The organism is Kitasatospora sp. NPDC002965, from assembly GCF_040611255.1.
In the GTDB taxonomy this organism is placed as follows: domain Bacteria; phylum Actinomycetota; class Actinomycetes; order Streptomycetales; family Streptomycetaceae; genus Kitasatospora.
Genome location: NZ_JBEXNT010000073.1, coordinates 1 through 18,014, shown reverse-complemented (window position 1 = coordinate 18,014; position 18,014 = coordinate 1). Strand labels below are relative to the sequence as shown.

Annotated in this window: 1 protein-coding gene (running past one end of the window); it reads right to left on the bottom strand. The window is 74.4% G+C overall.

Translation table 11 applies throughout. The features are described 5' to 3' along the window. Positions 1–17,838 carry the start of a type I polyketide synthase gene (locus tag ABZY91_RS25440; RefSeq protein WP_355405384.1) on the bottom strand. It extends 23,340 nt beyond the left edge of the window, so only the first 17,838 of its 41,178 coding nucleotides appear in the window; the start codon lies at positions 17,836–17,838; its stop codon lies off the left edge, out of view. Between the last annotated feature and the right edge of the window lie 176 nt (positions 17,839–18,014).

Here is an 18,014-nt window from a genome sequence, read left to right as displayed (position 1 = left end):
GGAGCCACCCAGCGGCTCGGGGACGGCAAGGTCACGGGCGGCCGGGAGATCCGCGAAGAACGGCCGGGCGCGCGTGCTGGTGAAAGCGGGCAGGAAGTCGGCCCACCGGATGTCGGCGACGGTCACCTGGTCCTCGCCGGCCCCGACCGCGCCGGCCAGGGCGGCCAGCGCGAGCGCCGGGTCGACCGGGGTGATGCCGCGACGGCGCAGCCGGTCGGCGACCTCGGCCTCGGCGGCCATGCCGACCTCGGCCCACGGGCCCCAGGCGACGGCGGTGCCCGGCAGTCCTCGGGCACGGCGTCCGGCGACCACGGCGTCCAGCGCCGCGTTCGCCGCCGCGTAGGCGGCCTGGTCGGCGCTGCCCCAGATTCCGGCGATCGAGGAGAAGACCACGAACGCGTCGAGACGCGTACCGACCAGCGCGTCCAGGTGCAACGCCCCGTCGACCTTGCCGGACAGCACACGGGTCAGGTGCCCGGCGTCGGCGTCGGCCAGCCCGGCGTCCTCAGCCACACCTGCGGCGTGCACGACCGCGTCGACCGCGCCGACCTGTGCGAGCAGCGCCTCGACGGCGGCCCGGTCCGAGAGATCGCACGCGTACGCCTCGGCACCCGGAAGTTCGGCGAGCAGTGCTTCCGCGCCGGGCGCGGCGGGGCCGCGCCGGCTGACCAGCACGATCCGCTCCGCGCCGTTCGCGGCCGCCCATCGGGCGACCTGGGCGCCGAGCCCGCCGGTGCCTCCGGCGATCAGCACGGTGCCGCGCGGACGCCAGGTGGCTCCGCCGGTCGCCGGGGCGGCCACCAGACGCCGGACCAGAACACCGCTGCTGCGAACCGCCACCTGGTCCTCGGGGCCGAGCGCACCGGCCAGCACCGGACCGAGCCGGGCGACCGCCCTGGCGTCGAGGGTCTCCGGCAGGTCCAGCAGTCCGCCCAGGAGCTCCGGGTGTTCGAGGCCGACCACACGGCCCAGGCCCCACTTCGCCGCCTGCAAGGCGTTCGGCGCGCCGTCCGCCCGGCCGACGGACACCGCGCCCCGGGTCGCCAACCACAGCGGCGCACCGCCCTCGACCTCGGCCGATGCCTGGACGACGGCCAGTGCGCCCGCGAGGGACACGGCCGGGAGCACGAGGATGCCTGCGGGCTCCAGCTCACGCAGCCGCGTGGCCAGGTCGGCGCGGTCGCCGAGCGGTACGACCACGGCGTCGGCGCCGAGCGCGGTCAGCGCCTCGGCGAACTCGGACGCTTCGACGCGCACGGACGCCTCGTCACCAACGATCGCCCAGCGGCCACGGGGCGCCGCCTCGGCCAGGTCGGTGACGGGCTTCCAGGTGACACGGTGACGCCACCCGTCGATCAGCGAGCGCTCCCGACCGCGGGCCCGCCAGGACGCCAGCGCGGGAACGAGCGGTTCCAGGGTGGTGACCGGGACACCGAGCCTGGAGGCGAGTCCGGCGGTGTCGCCACGGTCGATCGGGTCCCAGAACGCCTCGTCGGCGGCCACGGCCGGCGCTTGGGCGCGGCTCTCCAGCCAGTACCGCTGGTGCTGGAAGGCGTAGGTCGGCAGCTCGGCCGGTCGGACGCCGGTGAAGAAGGGCGCCCAGTCGACCGGGACACCGTTGACGTGCAAGGTCGCCAACGCCGTGAGTGCGGTGGTGACTTCGTCGCGGTCGCGGCGCAGCAGCGGCGCGGTGACGGCGTCGGGCTGCTGGACGAGCGCGGACAGGACGCCGTCCGGGCCGAGTTCGACGAACCTGGTGACGCCGTCGAGGGCGTCGAGGGCGTCGGCGAAGCGGACGGGCTTGCGGACCTGGTCCACCCAGTACTCCGGGTCCGACCACTGCCCGACACCGACCGGGCGGCCTGTCACGGAGGACACCGCCGGGACCGAAGGCTCGGCGAAGGACAACCCACGCACCACGGCGCGGAAGTCCTCCAACATCGGCTCCATCAACCGCGAATGGAACGCGTGACTGGTCCGCAGGCGGCTGGACTTCCAACCCCGCCGGCCCGCCGCCTCCGCGACGGCGTCGATCTCGGCTTCCAGACCCGCGACCACCACCGCCGCAGGGCCGTTCACCACGGCGACGTCCACGTCCGGGAACGCGGCAAGGACGTCCGCCTCGGAGGCTCCGACGGCGAGCATCGCCCCACCGGCCGGAAGGGCCTGCATCAGTCGGCCGCGTGCCGCGACCAGCGTGGCGGCGTCCCCGAGGGACAGCACCCCGGCCACGTGCGCGGCAGCGATCTCACCGATCGAGTGCCCCACCAGAACATCCGGCCGCACACCCCAGTGGGCGAGGAGCGCGTGCAACGCCACCTCCACCGCGAACAGGGAGGGCTGGGCGTAGCCGGTGCGGTGGATCAGCTCCTCGTCCGCCAACACCTCCGCCAACGGCCGGTCCAGATGGGCATCCAGGTGCAACGCCACCTGATCGAACGCGTCCGCGAACACCGGGAAGGTCTCGTACAACCCCCGGCCCATCGACGCACGCTGCGCACCCTGACCCGTGAACAGGAACGCCACCTGACCAGAACCCGCCGTACCGGTCAAGCCACCCGCACCGGAAGCTACCGCGCCCAGCCCGGTCGTCAACCCCTCGGTGTCACCGGCGAGCACCACCGCCCGATGGGCCAGCGCGGCACGGCGGATCGAGGCGGCGCCGAGTTCCACCGGGCGAGCAGCGCCCACCCCGGCGCTGTCGATCAGCTGTTGAGCCTGAGCACGCAGGGACGCCTCGTCCGCACCGGACAACAGCACCGGAGCCAGCGGCAGTTCCACCGCGGCCACCGCGGCGGACTCGACCGTCGGGGGCTCCTCCACGATCACGTGCGCGTTGGTGCCGCTGACGCCGAAGGCCGACACACCCGCCCGACGAGGCCGGTCCCCGGCGCTCCAGGGCCGCGACTCCGTCAACAGCGACACCGCGCCGGAAGCCCAATCCACGTGCGGGGAACGCTCGTCGGCGTGGAGCGTCGCGGGCAGGGTCCCGTGCCGCATCGCCAGGACCATCTTGATGATGCCGGCGACACCGGCGGCGGCTTGGGTGTGACCGATGTTGGACTTCACCGACCCGAGCCAGAGCGGGTCGCCGCCGTCACGGTCCTGACCGTACGTCGCCAGGAGGGCCTGGGCCTCGATCGGGTCACCGAGCGTCGTGCCGGTGCCGTGCGCCTCGACGGCGTCGACATCCTGCGGGTTCAACCCCGCCTGCGCCAACGCCGCCCGGATCACCCGCTGCTGCGACGGACCGTTCGGCGCCGTCAGACCGTTCGACGCACCGTCCTGGTTCACCGCCGTGCCCCGGACCACCGCCAGGACCTGGCGACCGGCCGCTCGCGCGGACGACAACCGCTCGACGAGCAGCATGCCGACGCCCTCGGACCAGCCCGTCCCGTCCGCGTCCGCACCGAACGACTTGCACCGGCCGTCGGCAGCAAGTCCGCGCTGACGCGAGAACTCCACGAACACATCCGGGTTCGGCATCACGGTGACGCCGCCGACCAGCGCCATCGAGCACTCACCCGACCGCAGTGCCTGCGCGGCCAGATGCAACGCCACCAGCGACGACGAGCACGCCGTGTCCACCGTCACCGCAGGGCCTTCGAGCCCGAACGTGTACGAGATCCGCCCCGACATCACCGACGAAGCCGTACCCGTCAGCAGATGCCCCTCCACACCGTCGGAGGCCTCGACCGGTCCGGAGCCGTACCCCATGAACGAGGCACCGACGAACACGCCCACCGGCTCGCCCCGCAGGCCCAGCGGATCGGCACCCGCCGCCTCCAGCGTCTCCCACGACGTCTCCAGCAACAGGCGCTGCTGCGGATCCATCGCCAGCGCCTCACGCGGCGAGATCCCGAACAGGTCGGCGTCGAAGTCCCCCGCCCCGTACAGGAACCCGCCCTCCCGGGCGTAGAACGTCCCCGCATGCTCCGGATCCGGGTGGTACAACCCCTCCAGATCCCACCCACGATCCGTCGGGAACGCCCCGATCCCGTCCCTCCCGGACGCGACCAGATCCCAAAACTCCTCGGGCGTCCCCGCACCACCCGGCAACCGCAGACCCATCCCCACGATCACCACCGGGTCGTCGCCGGCAGGCGCGACGGCTGCCGCGACGGTCGCGTCCGAAACGAAGGTGCCCGGAGCGAAACGTCCCAGCACGAAGGCGGCGAGCCGCTCGGCGTCCGGGTAGTCGAAGACCAGCGTCGCGGGAAGCACCAGTCCGGTCGCGGCCTGCAACCGGTTCCGCAGCTCGACGGCCGTCAGCGAGTCGAAGCCCAGATCCTTGAACGCCCGCGACGCCTCGACCGCCCCGGCCGACGCATGGCCGAGCACCACGGCCACCTCGGCCCGCACCAGGTCCAGCACCGCCCGGTGCCGCTCCACCGCCGACAGGCCGGCGAGCCGTGCGGCCAGACCGGTCTCCTCCGGCACGGGACCTCCCGTCATGGCGGGGGCCAGCCTGGTGAACAGCGGCCGCTCGCGAACGGCAGTGAACAGCGGCAGGAAGTCCGCCCAGCGGACGTCCGCAACGGTGACGGCCGCCTCGCCCGAGCCGACGGCCGACGCCAACGCGGCCAGCGCCCGAGCGGGATCCATCGGGCTCAGACCCCGCCGGCGCAGCTGCGCGGCCGTCTCGTCGTCCGCCGCCATGCCGACCCGGGCCCACGGACCCCAGGCGACGGCGGTACCCGGCAGACCCTGCGCGCGACGCCGCGCCACCAGCGCGTCCAACGCCGCGTTCGCCGCCCCGTACGCCGCCTGCTCCCCGCTGCCCCAGACACCCGAGATCGACGAGAACACCACGAACGCGTCAAGATCCGTACCGACCAACGCGTCCAAATGCAACGCCCCGTCGACCTTGCCCCGGATCACCCGGTCCAGATGCGCCTCGTCCGCGTCCACGAGTGACACGTCCTCGGCCACACCGGCCGCATGCACGACCGCGTCGACCCGACCGACCACGGCCAGCAACGCCTCCACCGCGGACCGATCCGCCAGATCACACGCATGGATCTCCGCCATCGGCAGCTCCGCCAACAACTCCGCCGCCCCCGGCGCCTGAGATCCACGCCGGGAGAGCAACACCAACCGCTCCGCACCGTTCGCCGCCGCCCACCGCGCCACCTCGACGCCCAGACCACCCGTCCCACCAGCGATCAACACCGTGCCCCGAGGCTTCCAGACCGACCCGGAACCCACCGGCGCGTGAACGAGACGACGGACGAGCACGCCACCGCCGCGCACCGCGACCTGATCCTCCGCACCCAGCGCACCACCCAGGACGGCAGCGACACGACCCGCCGCCCGGCGGTCCAACTCGACCGGCAGATCGAGCAGACCGCCCCATATCCCGGGGTGCTCCAGCGCCACCGCCCGGCCGAAGCCCCACAGCTGCGCCTGGTCGATCTCTCCAACGCCGTCCGCCGGTCCGGTGACCAACGCGTTCCGGGTCACGAACCACAGCGGCGTCCTGCACCCGGTGTCCACCAGCGTCCGGACCAGGTCGAGCGCATCGGCCAGGGACGTCGGCGACGCGACGAGACCCGTGACGTCCAGACCCGCCAACTGCTCCCGGCCGGTCACCTTCAGCACTGAAGCGCCCAGTGCCGCCAGCACCTCGGCAAGGCCGTGGACGTCCTCGCCGACCACCGCCCAGGCACCGTCGAGCCTGGCTTCGGCGGACACGGTCGCCGGCTCCCAGTCGACCCGGTACCGCCAGCCGTCGACCAACGACCGTTCCCGGCCCTGTGCCCGCCAGGTGGCCAGCGCCGGAACGAGGCTCTCAAGTGCCGTCGCCGTGACGCCCAGCTGGTCGGCCAAGGTCCGCAGGTCACCGCGCTCGACGGTGGCCCAGAAGTCGGCGTCCTCGCGGTCCGGCCCGGAGGTCCGGCCGACGGGCGCCTCGTCGGGCCAGTACCGCCGTCGCTGGAAGGCGTAGGTCGGCAGCTCGGCCGGTCGGACGCCCGTGAACAACGGCGACCAGTCGACCGGGACACCGTTGACGTGCAGGGTCGCAAGTGCCGTCAGTGCGGTGGTGACTTCGTCGCGGTCGCGGCGCAGCAGGGGCGCGGTGACGGCGTCGGGCTGCTGGACGAGCGCGGACAGGACCGCGTCCGGGCCGAGTTCGACGAACCTGGTGACGCCGTCAAGGGCGTCGAGGGCATCGGCGAAGCGAACGGGCTTGCGGACCTGGTCCACCCAGTACTCCGGGTCCGACCACTGCCCGACACCGACCTGACGACCCGTCACCGACGACACCGCCGGGACCGAAGGCTCGGCGAAAGACAACCCACGCACCACCGCGCGGAAGTCCTCCAACATCGGCTCCATCAACCGCGAATGGAACGCGTGGCTCGTCCGCAGACGGCTGGACTTCCAACCACGCTCGCCCGCAGCCTCCGCAACGGCCTCGATCTCGGCCTCCAGACCCGCGACCACCACGGCCCCAGGACCATTCACCACCGCGACGTCCACGTCCGGGAACGCGGCAAGGACGTCCGCCTCGGAAGCACCCACCGCGAGCATCGCCCCACCCGACGGAAGGGCCTGCATCAGTCGGCCCCGGGCCGCGACCAGCGTGGCCGCGTCCGACAGGGACAGCACCCCCGCCACATGAGCGGCAGCAACCTCACCGATCGAATGCCCCACCAGCACGTCTGCCCGCACACCCCAGTGCGTGAGCAGCGCATGCAACGCCACCTCCACCGCGAACAACGCCGGCTGCGCATACCCCGTCCGGTGGATCAACTCCTCGTCCGCCAACACCTCCGCCAACGGCCGGTCCAGATCGGCATCCACGTGCAACGCCACCTGGTCGAACGCGTCCGCGAACACCGGGAACGCCTCGTACAACCCCCGGCCCATCGACGCACGCTGCGCACCCTGACCCGTGAACAGGAACGCCACCCGACCAGAACCCGCAACACCCGTCAGACCACCCGACCCGGAAGCTACCGCGCCCAGCCCGGTCATCAACCCCTCGGTGTCACCGGCGAGCACCACCGCGCGATGGGCCAGCGCGGCACGCCGGATCGAGGCCGCGCCGAGCGCCACCGCCGGGTCCCCGCCTTCTCCGGCGGAGGCCAACATGCGCGCGGCCTGAGCCCGCAGAGCCTCGGAGGTGTGACCGGAGAGCACCACCGGCACGATCGGCAACCGCGTCGGCACCGGCGCGGACACGGGCTCGATCGCCGGGGGCTCCTCCAGGATCACGTGCGCGTTCGTGCCGCTCATGCCGAACGACGAGATGCCGGCCCGGCGCGGGCGGTCCCCGGCGCTCCACGGCCGGGACTCCGTCAGCAGCTCGACGGCGCCGGACGCCCACTCCACGTGCGGGGACGGCTCGTCGGCGTTCAGCGTCGCGGGCAGCACACCGTGCCGCATCGCGAGAATCATCTTGATGATGCCCGCGACACCGGCCGCGGCCTGCGTGTGCCCGATGTTGGACTTCACCGACCCCAGCCACAACGGCTCGCCGCCGTCACGGTCCTGACCGTACGTCGCCAGGAGGGCCTGAGCCTCGATCGGGTCACCCAGCGCCGTACCTGTGCCGTGCGCCTCCACCGCGTCCACGTCAGACGCCGACAGGCCCGCCTGCGCCAGCGCCGCCCGGATCACCCGCTGCTGCGACGGACCGTTCGGCGCCGTCAGACCGTTCGACGCACCGTCCTGATTGACCGCCGTACCCCGCACCACCGCCAGCACCCGACGACCCGCAGCCCGCGCCGACGACAACCGCTCGACCAGCAGCATGCCGACACCCTCGGACCAGCCCGTCCCGTCGGCACCCGCGCCGAACGGCTTGCACCGGCCGTCGGGCGCGAGGCCCCGCTGGCGCGAGAACTGAACGAAGGTCTCCGGGCCCGACATCACGGCCACACCGCCGGCCAGCGCCATCGAGCACTCACCCGACCGCAGTGCCTGTGCGGCCAGGTGCAACGCCACCAGCGACGACGAGCACGCCGTGTCGATGGTCACCGCCGGGCCTTCGAGCCCGAACGTGTAGGAGAGCCGCCCGGAGACGACGCTGCCGGCCGTTCCGGTCAGGAGGTGGCCTTCCAGCTCGTCCGGGAGCCCCGCCGCCAGGTCTGCGTAGTCGATGCTGTTGGCACCGGCGAACACGCCGACCTGCTCGCCGCGGAGCGACGACGGATCGATCCCGGCCCGCTCGAACGCCTCCCACGCGGTTTCCAGCAGAAGCCGCTGCTGCGGATCCATCGCCAGCGCCTCACGCGGCGAGATCCCGAACAGGTCGGCGTCGAACTCCGGTGCCTCGTAGAGGAATCCGCCCTCGCGGGTGTACGTGGTGCCGGCGTGGTCCGGGTCGGGGTGGTACAGGCCGTCCAGGTCCCAGCCACGGTCGGTCGGGAACGCCCCGATCCCGTCGCGACCGGAGGCGACCAGCTCCCAGAACGCTTCCGGGGTGTCCGCCCCGCCGGGGAGCCGCAGGCCCATGCCCACGATGACGATCGGATCGTCGTCGCCTGCGGCCACCGTGCCCACAGGCGCCAGCACCGCGTCCACCGAGCCGCTCAGCTCGCCCAGCAGGTGGGCCGCCAGCCGCTCGACGCTCGGGTAGTCGAACACCAGCGTCGCCGCGAGCACCAGTCCGGTCGCTCCCTGGAGGCGGTTCCGGAGCTCCACCGCCGTCAGCGAGTCGAAGCCGAGCTCCTTGAACGCCCGCCCCGGTTCCAGTCCCTCGGCCGAGGTGTGACCCAGCACGGCGGCGACGTGCGACCGCACGACCTCGCCGACCAGGCGCTCCCGCTCCCCTGCGGCGAGGCCCGCCAGCCGCTGCGCCAACGTGGAGAACACCGTGCCGCCGACGGCCGGCGCCGCCTCCACCTCGGGCAGACCGTCGAACAGCGGACGGGCCCGCGTCGCCGCGAACACCGGGACGAACGCGTCCCACCGGACCTCGGCGATCGTCAGTGCGGCCTCGTCGCCGTTCACCGCGCCGGCCAGTGCGGCCACCGCCAGTCGCGGGTCGAGCGGCACGAGGCCGCGACGCCGGAGCTGGGTCGCGACCTCGTCGTCCGCGGCCATGCCGATCTCGGCCCACGGCCCCCAGGCCACGGCCGTTCCCGGGAGCCCGTGCGCGCGCCGCCTGGCGATCAGGCCGTCCAGGGCCGCGTTCGCCGCCCCGTACGCGGCCTGGTCACCGCTGCCCCAGACACCGGAGATCGACGAGAACACCACGAACGCGTCGAGACGCGTACCGACCAGCGCGTCCAGGTGCAACGCACCGTCGACCTTGCCGGACAGCACGGCGCGGAAGTGCGCCTCGTCGGCGTCGCGCAGCGGCACGTCGGCAGCGACGCCCGCCGCGTGCACCACCGCGTCGACGTCGCCGACGACGGCCAGCAGGGCCTCCACCTCGGCCCCGTCGGCCAGATCGCAGGCGTGCACCTCGGCGTTCGGCAGCTCGGCCAGCAGCTCCGCCGCACCGGGCGCCCGGGCTCCGCGCCGCGACACCAGCACCAGCCGCTCGGCGCCGTTCGCCGCGGCCCAGCGCGCGACCTCCGCGCCCAGGCCGCCCGTGCCACCGGTGATCAGCACCGTCCCGCGCGGACGCCAGGCGGGGGCCGCCGTGCTCGCCGGGGCGTGCTCCAGCCTCCGGACGACCACCCCGCCGCCGCGCACCGCGACCTGGTCCTCGGCGCCGAGCGCTCCGGCCAGCACCGCACCGACCCGCGCGGCCGCACGGGCGTCGACGACCGGCGGCAGGTCGAGCAGCCCGCCCCAGAACTCCGGGTGCTCCAGGCCGACCACCCGGCCGAAGCCCCACAACGCGGCCTGGTCGACGTCGACCGGGCTGTCCGCACGGCCGGTCGTCACGGCGGCCCGCGTCACCAGCCACAGCGGGCTCTCGTTCCGCACGTCCGTCAGGGCCTGAACCAGCGCCGACGCGTCGCCGAGCGAGGTCGTCGACGCCACGACGCCGGAGATGTCGAGCTCTTCGAACCGGGCGGCCAGTTCGGCGCGGGTCCCTGCCGGCACCCGGACCACCGAGGCGCCGAGCCCGCTCAGCACCTCACCGAGCCCGTGGACGTCGTCCCCGACCACGGCCCACCGTCCGGCCGGTTCTGCGGCCGGCAGGTCGGCGGGCTTCCAGGTGACCCGGTAGCGCAGGCCGTCGATCAGTGACCGCTCCTGGCCCCGTGCCCGCCAGGACGCGAGCGCGGGCAGCACGTTCTCCAGCGACGCGGTCGGGACGCCGAGCTGCGCGGACAGGCCGGACAGATCGCCCTGCTCCACCGTGGCCCAGAACCCGGCCTCGACGGGGTCGGCGGCCACCGCCTTCGCGGGCCGGCTCTCCAGCCAGTACCGCTGGTGCTGGAAGGCGTAGGTCGGCAGCTCGACCGGTCGGACGCCCGTGAACAACGGCGACCAGTCGACCGGGACACCGTTGACGTGCAGGGTCGCCAACGCCGTGAGTGCGGTGGTGACTTCGTCACGGTCGCGGCGCAGCAGGGGCGCCGTGACGGCGTCGGGCTGCTGGACGAGCGCGGACAGGACCGCGTCCGGGCCGAGCTCGACGAACCTGGTGACGCCGTCGAGGGCGTCGAGTGCGTCGGCGAAGCGGACGGGCTTGCGGACCTGGTCGACCCAGTACTCCGGGTCCGACCACTGCCCGACACCGACCGGGCGGCCTGTCACCGACGACACCGCCGGGACCGAAGGCTCAGCGAAGGAGAGGGACCGCGCCACGGCGCGGAAGTCCTCCAACATCGGCTCCATCAACCGCGAATGGAACGCGTGACTCGTCCGCAGACGGCTGGACTTCCAACCACGCTCGCCCGCAGCCTCCGCAACGGCCTCGATCTCTGCTTCCAGACCCGCGACCACCACCGCCCCAGGACCGTTCACCACCGCAACGTCCACGGCCGGGAACGCCGCCAGCACCTCCGCCTCGGAAGCACCCACCGCGAGCATCGCCCCACCCGCCGGAAGTGCCTGCATCAACCTGCCGCGCGCCGCGACCAGCGTGGCCGCGTCCGCGAGCGACAGCACCCCGGCCACATGCGCGGCAGCGATCTCACCGATCGAGTGACCGACCAGCACATCCGCCCGCACACCCCAGTGCGACAGCAGCGCATGCAACGCCACCTCCACCGCGAACAACGCCGGCTGCGCATACCCCGTCCGGTGGATCAACTCCTCGTCCGCCAGCACCTCCGCCAACGGCCGGTCCAAGTGAGCATCCACGTGCAACGCCACCTGGTCGAACGCGTCCGCGAACACCGGGAACGCCTCGTACAACCCCCGGCCCATCGACGCACGCTGCGCACCCTGACCCGTGAACAGGAACGCCACCCGACCAGAACCCGCAACACCCGTCAGACCACCCGACCCGGAAGCTACCGCGTCCAGGCCACCGATCAACTCACCGGTCCCACCGGCGAGGACCACCGCCCGGTGAGCCAATGCCCCACGGGAGAGCGACGCGAGGCCGATTCCGGGCAGGTCCTCGCCCGCCACCGCCCCCAGTCGCTCGGCCTGGGCCCGCAGCGCGTCCGGGGTCCGGCCGGACAACAGCACCGGCACCAAAGGCAGTTCCACCGCCGCCACGGCAGCGGGCTCGACCGCCGGGGGCTCCTCCACGATCACGTGCGCGTTCGTCCCGCTCACACCGAACGCCGACACACCCGCCCGACGAGGCCGGTCCCCGGCGCTCCACGGACGCGACTCCGTCAACAGCGACACCGCGCCGGACGCCCACTCCACGTGCGGGGACGGCTCGTCGGCGTTCAGCGTCGCGGGCAGCACACCGTGCCGCATCGCGAGAATCATCTTGATGATGCCCGCGACACCGGCCGCGGCCTGCGTGTGGCCGATGTTGGACTTCACCGACCCCAGCCACAACGGCCCGCCGCCGTCACGGTCCTGACCGTACGTCGCCAGGAGTGCCTGGGCCTCGATCGGGTCACCCAGGGCGGTACCCGTGCCGTGCGCCTCCACCGCGTCGACGTCCTGCGGGGTCAACCCCGCCTGCGCCAGCGCGGCCCGGATCACCCGCTGCTGCGACGGACCGTTCGGCGCCGTCAGACCGTTCGACGCACCGTCCTGATTGACCGCCGTACCCCGCACCACCGCCAGCACCCGACGACCCGCAGCCCGCGCCGACGACAACCGCTCCACGAGCAGCATGCCGACACCCTCGCCCCAGGCGGTGCCGTCGGCGCCTGCGCCGAACGGCTTGCACCGGCCGTCCGGGGCGAGTCCCCGCTGACGGGAGAAGTCGATGAACGCGTCCGGCGTGGACATCACCGTCACACCACCGGCCAGGGCCATCGAGCACTCGCCCGACCGCAGCGCCTGCACCGCCAGGTGGAGGGCCACCAGCGACGAGGAGCAGGCCGTGTCCACCGTCACCGCCGGGCCTTCGAGCCCGAACGTGTAGGAGAGCCGCCCGGAGACGACGCTGCCGGCCGTTCCGGTGCCGAGGTACCCCTCCAGGTCGGTGGGGACGTCGTGCCGCTGGCTGGCGTAGTCCTGGCCGTTGGAGCCGGCGAACACGCCGATCTGGGCACCGCGCAGAGCCGTCGGGTCGAAGCCGCCGCTCTCCAGCGCTTCCCACGTGGTCTCCAGCAGCAACCGCTGCTGCGGGTCCGTCGCGAGCGCCTCGCGCGGCGAGATCCCGAACAGGTCGGCGTCGAACTCGCCCGCGCCGTAAAGGAATCCGCCCTCCCGGGCGTAGGAGGTGCCCGCGCGGTCCGGGTCGGGGTGGTACAGGCCGTCCAGGTCCCAGCCGCGGTCCGTCGGGAAGCCGCCGATCGCCTCGGCGCCGGAGGCCACGAGGTTCCAGAACGCCTCGGGGGTGTCCGCGCCGCCCGGGAACCGGCAGGCCATCCCCACCACGACGATCGGGTCGTCGTCGGCCGCGGCCGTCCGCGGGACGCCGACGGCGTCGACCGCGTCGACGGAGCCGCCGAGCTCTTCGAGGAGGTGGGTGGCCAGCCGCTCGACGCTGGGGTGGTCGAAGACCAGGGTCGCCGGCAGCGCCAGGCCGGTCGCGGCCTGCAGCCGGTTGCGCAGCTCGACGGCGGTGAGCGAGTCGAAGCCCAGCTCCTTGAACGCGCGGTCGAGCGCCACCGCCTCGTCGGACGTGTGGCCCAGGACCACGGCGACGTGCGTGCGCACCAGGTCCGCGACGAACCGCGCCCGTTCCCCTGCGGCGAGGCCCGCGAGGCGCTGGCCCAGGGTGGAGAACACGGTGCCGCCGACGGTCGGCGCCGCGACCTCGGGCAGAGCGTCGAACAGCGGGCGCGGGCGGGCCGAGGCGAACAGCGGGACGAACTCGGCCCAACGGACGTCGGCGACGGTGACGGCGCCGTCCCCGCCGCCTACCGCGGCGGCCAGGGCGGTGATCGCCTGGGCGGGCGCCAGCGGGAGGAGGCCCTGGCGGCGCAGCAGCTCGGTCTCGCCCTGGTCGGCGGCCATGCCGATCCGCGCCCAGGGGCCCCAGGCGATCGCGGTGCCCGGCAGTCCGTGGGCGCGGCGGCGGGTGACGAGGGCGTCCAGGGCGGCGTTGGCCGCCGCGTACGCGGCCTGGCCGCGGCTGCCCCAGACTCCGGAGATGGAGGAGAAGACCACGAACGCGTCGAGTCGCGTACCGACCAGCGCGTCCAGGTGCAACGCCCCGTCGACCTTGCCGGACAGCACGCGGTCCAGGTGGGCGTCGTCGGCCTCGACCAGCGTCGCGTCCTCGCCTACGCCTGCCGCGTGCACGACGGAGTCGATCGGGCCGACCGCCGTCAGCAGGGCTTCGACCGCGGACCGGTCGGCCAGGTCGCAGGCGTGGATCTCCGCGGTCGGCAGCTCGGCCAGCAGCTCCGCCGCGCCGGGCGCCCGCGCTCCGCGCCGTGACACCAGCACCAGCCGTTCGGCGCCGTCGGCCGCCCACCGGGCGACCTCGGCCCCGAGGCCGCTCGTGCCGCCGGTGATCAGCACCGTGCCGCGCGGGCGCCAGGCGGGGGCCGCCGTGCTCGCCGGCGCGTGTTCCAGCCGGCGTACCAGCACGCCGCCGGTGCGCACCGCGATCTGGTCCTCCGTGCCCAGCGCGCCGCCGAGGACGGCGGCGATCCGGGCCGCCGCACGGGGGTCGACGGCCTCGGGCAGGTCCAGCAGTCCGCCCCAGAACTCGGGGTGCTCCAGGCCGACGACGCGGCCGAAGCCCCACAGCGCGGCCTGGTCGACGTCCACGGCGCCGTCCGAGCGGCCGGTCGAGACGGCGCCGCGCGTCACCAGCCACAGCGGGGCGCGGCAGCCGGTGTCGGCCAGCGCCCGGACGTGTCGCAGTGCTTCGCCCACGGAGGACGGTGAGGCCACCACGCCGGTGAGGTCGAGGTCCGCCGCGGCCGCCGCGTCGGTCAGCGGCACGACGGTCGCCCCGAGCTCCCCGAGCAGCGCGCCGAGGCCGTGGGCGTCGTCGCCCACGAGTGCCCAGGTGCCGGTGAGGCCGGCCCTCCCGGCCTCGGTCGCCGCCACCGCCGTCGCGGTCGCCGCTACGCCCACGGCCGGGGTGCCCGCCTCGGCCGCCGGCTGCCACGTGACGCGGTACCGCCAGCCGTCGACGAGCGAGCGTTCACGGCTGCGGGTCCGCCAGGAGGCGAGCGCCGGCAGGACCTCGGCCACGGCCGCGGTGTCGACGCCGAGCTCCGCGGCGAGCGCGGGGAGGTCGGCGCGGTCGACCGCGGCCCAGAAGCCGGCGTCGCCCGGGTCGGTCGGGTCGGTCGGACCGGAGCGCGCCGGAGCGCTCTCCAGCCAGAAGCGCTGTCGCTGGAACGCGTAGGTCGGCAGGTCCACCACCCGGGCGTGCGGGAAGAGGGCGGGCCAGTCCACCGCCGTGCCGTTGGCGTGCAGTGCGGCCAGGGCCGCGGCCGCGGTGGCGGCTTCGTCCCGGTCGCGCCGCAGCAGCGGGACGCAGAGCGTCTCCGGGGCGGCCTGCTGTGCGAGCGCGGTGAGGACGGCGTCCGGCCCGAGCTCCACGTGCACCGTGACACCGTCCAGCGCGGCCAGCGCGTCGGCGAAGCGGACCGGCTCGCGGACCTGCTCGACCCAGTACGCGGGGTCGCTCCACTGCCCCGGCTCGACGGGCCGTCCGGTCACGGTGGAGACGACCGGCAGCTTCGGCTCGTGGAACGTCAGGAAGCGCAGGACACGGCGGAACTCGGCGAGCATCGGTTCCATCAGCCGCGAGTGGAACGCGTGGCCGGTCCGCAGCCGGGTGGTCCTCCAGCCCAGCTCGGTCGCCGCCGCCTCGGCCCGGTCGATGTCGCCCGCGGCTCCCGAGAGCACGACGGCGGTCGGTCCGTTGACCGCCGCGACGTCGATCTCCGGGAACGCCGCGCGCACGTCGGTCTCGGTCGCGCGGACGGCCAGCATCGCGCCGCCGGGCGGCAGTTCCTGCATCAGCCGGCCGCGTGCGCCGACCAGGGCGGCGGCGTCGGCGATCGACAGCACTCCGGCGGCGTGGGCGGCCGCGATCTCGCCGATCGAGTGGCCGACCAGGACGTCCGGGGTGACACCCCAGTGCCGGAGCAGCGCGAACAGGGCCACCTCGACTGCGAAGATCGCCGGCTGGGCGTACTCGGTCCGGCCGAGCAGGTCGCCGTCGGTGAGCGCGTCGGCCAGCGGCCGGTCGAGTTGCAGGTCGAGGTACCAGGCTGCCTCGTCGAAGGCTGCGGCGAACACCGGTTCGGTGGCGTACAGTTCACGGCCCATCGCCGTCCGCTGCGAGCCCTGGCCGGTGAACAGGAAGGCGGTCCGGCCCCGGCCCGCGGCGGTCCCGGTGACCACCCGGGCGGACGGGTTCCCGGCGACGAGCGCGGCGAGGCCCTCGGCCAGCTGCTCGCGGTCCGTGCCGAGGACGACGGCGCGGTGGGCGAAGTGGGTGCGCGTGGTGGCCAGGGACAGGCCCAGGTCGGCGAGGCCGGCGTCCGGCCCGTCCAGCCGCGACAGCAGCTGTGCCGCCTGCCCGGCGAGCGCCTCCGGGGTCCGTCCCGAGACCGGCAGCGCGAACGTCCGGGCCGCCGCGGCGTCCCGGTCCGTGGTGTCCCGGTCCGCGGCGTCCCGGTCCGGTGCGCCCTGTGCGGGGGCCGAGCCGGGCGCCGGGGCCGCCGCGGGCGCGGGGTCCTGCGCCGGCGGTGCTTCGAGGATCAGGTGGGCGTTGGTGCCGCTCATGCCGAACGAGGAGACCGCCGCCCGCCGGGGCCGGTCGGTCTCGGGCCACCCCTGGGCCTCGGTGAGCAGCCGCACGGCGCCCGTGGTCCAGTCCACGTGCGGCGTCGGCTCGTCCACGTGCAGGGTCTTCGGGAGCAGGTCGTGGCGGAAGGCCTGCACCATCTTGATGACGCCGCCCACCCCGGCCGCGGCCTGGGCGTGCCCGATGTTCGACTTCAGGGAGCCGAGCCAGAGCGGTGCGGCCCCGTCCCGGTCGCGGCCGTAGGTGGCCAGCAGCGCCTGGGCCTCGATCGGGTCGCCGAGCGTGGTACCGGTGCCGTGCGCCTCGACGGCGTCGACGTCGGTCGGCTCCAGCCGCGCGTTGGCCAGGGCCTGCCGGATCACCCGCTGCTGGGACGGGCCGTTCGGCGCGGTGAGTCCGTTGGACGCGCCGTCCTGGTTGACGGCGGAGCCCCGGATCACGGCGAGCACCCGCCTGCCGGCGGCCTGCGCGGAGGAGAGCCGCTCGACCAGCAGCATGCCGACACCCTCGGCCCAGGCGGTCCCGTCGGCCGCGGCCGCGAACGGCTTGCACCGGCCGTCGGCGGCGAGGCCGCGCTGCCGGGAGAACGCCACGAACGACGCCGGGCTCGCCATCACGGCGACGCCGCCGGCGAGCGCCATGGTGCACTCGCCCTGGCGCAGCGCCTGCGCGGCCAGGTGGAGTGCGACCAGCGAGGACGAGCAGGCCGTGTCGACGGTGAGCGCCGGGCCCTGGAGGCCCAGGGTGTAGGAGACGCGGCCGGACGCGACGCTCGCCGCGTTGCCGGTGACCAGGTAGCCCTCCAGGGCGTCGGTGGCGTCCTGGAGCCGCGGCCCGTACTCCTGCGCCTCGGCGCCGACGAAGACGCCGACGCGCTGTTCGCGCAGCGTCTCCGGCGGGATGCCGGCGCCCTCCAGCGCCTCCCACGAGGTCTCCAGGACGAGGCGCTGCTGGGCGTCCATGGCGAGCGCTTCGCGCGGGTTGATCCCGAAGAAGTCGGCGTCGAACCCGGCCGCTTCGTAGAGGAATCCGCCCTGGCGGGTGTAGCTGGTGCCCGGCTCGTCGGGGTCGGCGGAGTAGAGCGCGTCGAGGTCCCATCCGCGGTCGGTCGGGAACTCCCCGATCGCGTCGGTCCCCGACTCCACGAGGTGCCAGAGGTCGTCGGCCGAGCCGACCCCGCCGGGGAAGCGGCAGGCCATGCCGACGATCGCGATCGGCTCGTCGGCGTGTCCTTCGGCGGTGTCGCCGTCGGCCCGTTCCGGGGCGAGGCCGAGCAGTTCGGCGTAGAGGTGGCGGGCGAGCGCGGCGGGCGTCGGGTAGTCGAACGCCAGCGTCACGGGGAGCGCGAGCCCGGTCGCGGCGGTCAGCCGGCTGTGCAGCTCCACCGCGGTCAGCGAGTCGAAGCCGGTCTCGAAGAAGGTGCCGTGGGCGGCGACCGGCTCGTCGGCCGGGCGGCGCAGCGCGGCGGCGGCGAGCTCGGTCACCAGGCCGGTGAGCACCTGCTGCGCCTCGGGCGCCGGCAGGGCGGCCAGGCGCGACCGCAGCTCCGGCCCCGCCCCGGTGCCCGTTCCGGCACTGCCGCTCGGCACGGATGCTCCGAAGTCCCCGGACGAACTCATCATCAAGCGCTCACCTTCGGCGAGAAGAACCGTGGATAGCCCACACCGTTCGGCGAGGCTAACCAGCCGGTTCCCGGGGCACAGCTCCTACCGCACCCCTAGGGAGCAGGGGGTCTGTCCCGGGGGTCGGGGGGCGCGGCCGGGTGCCGGCGGACGCGCGGGCCGGCGGGCGGGGGCGC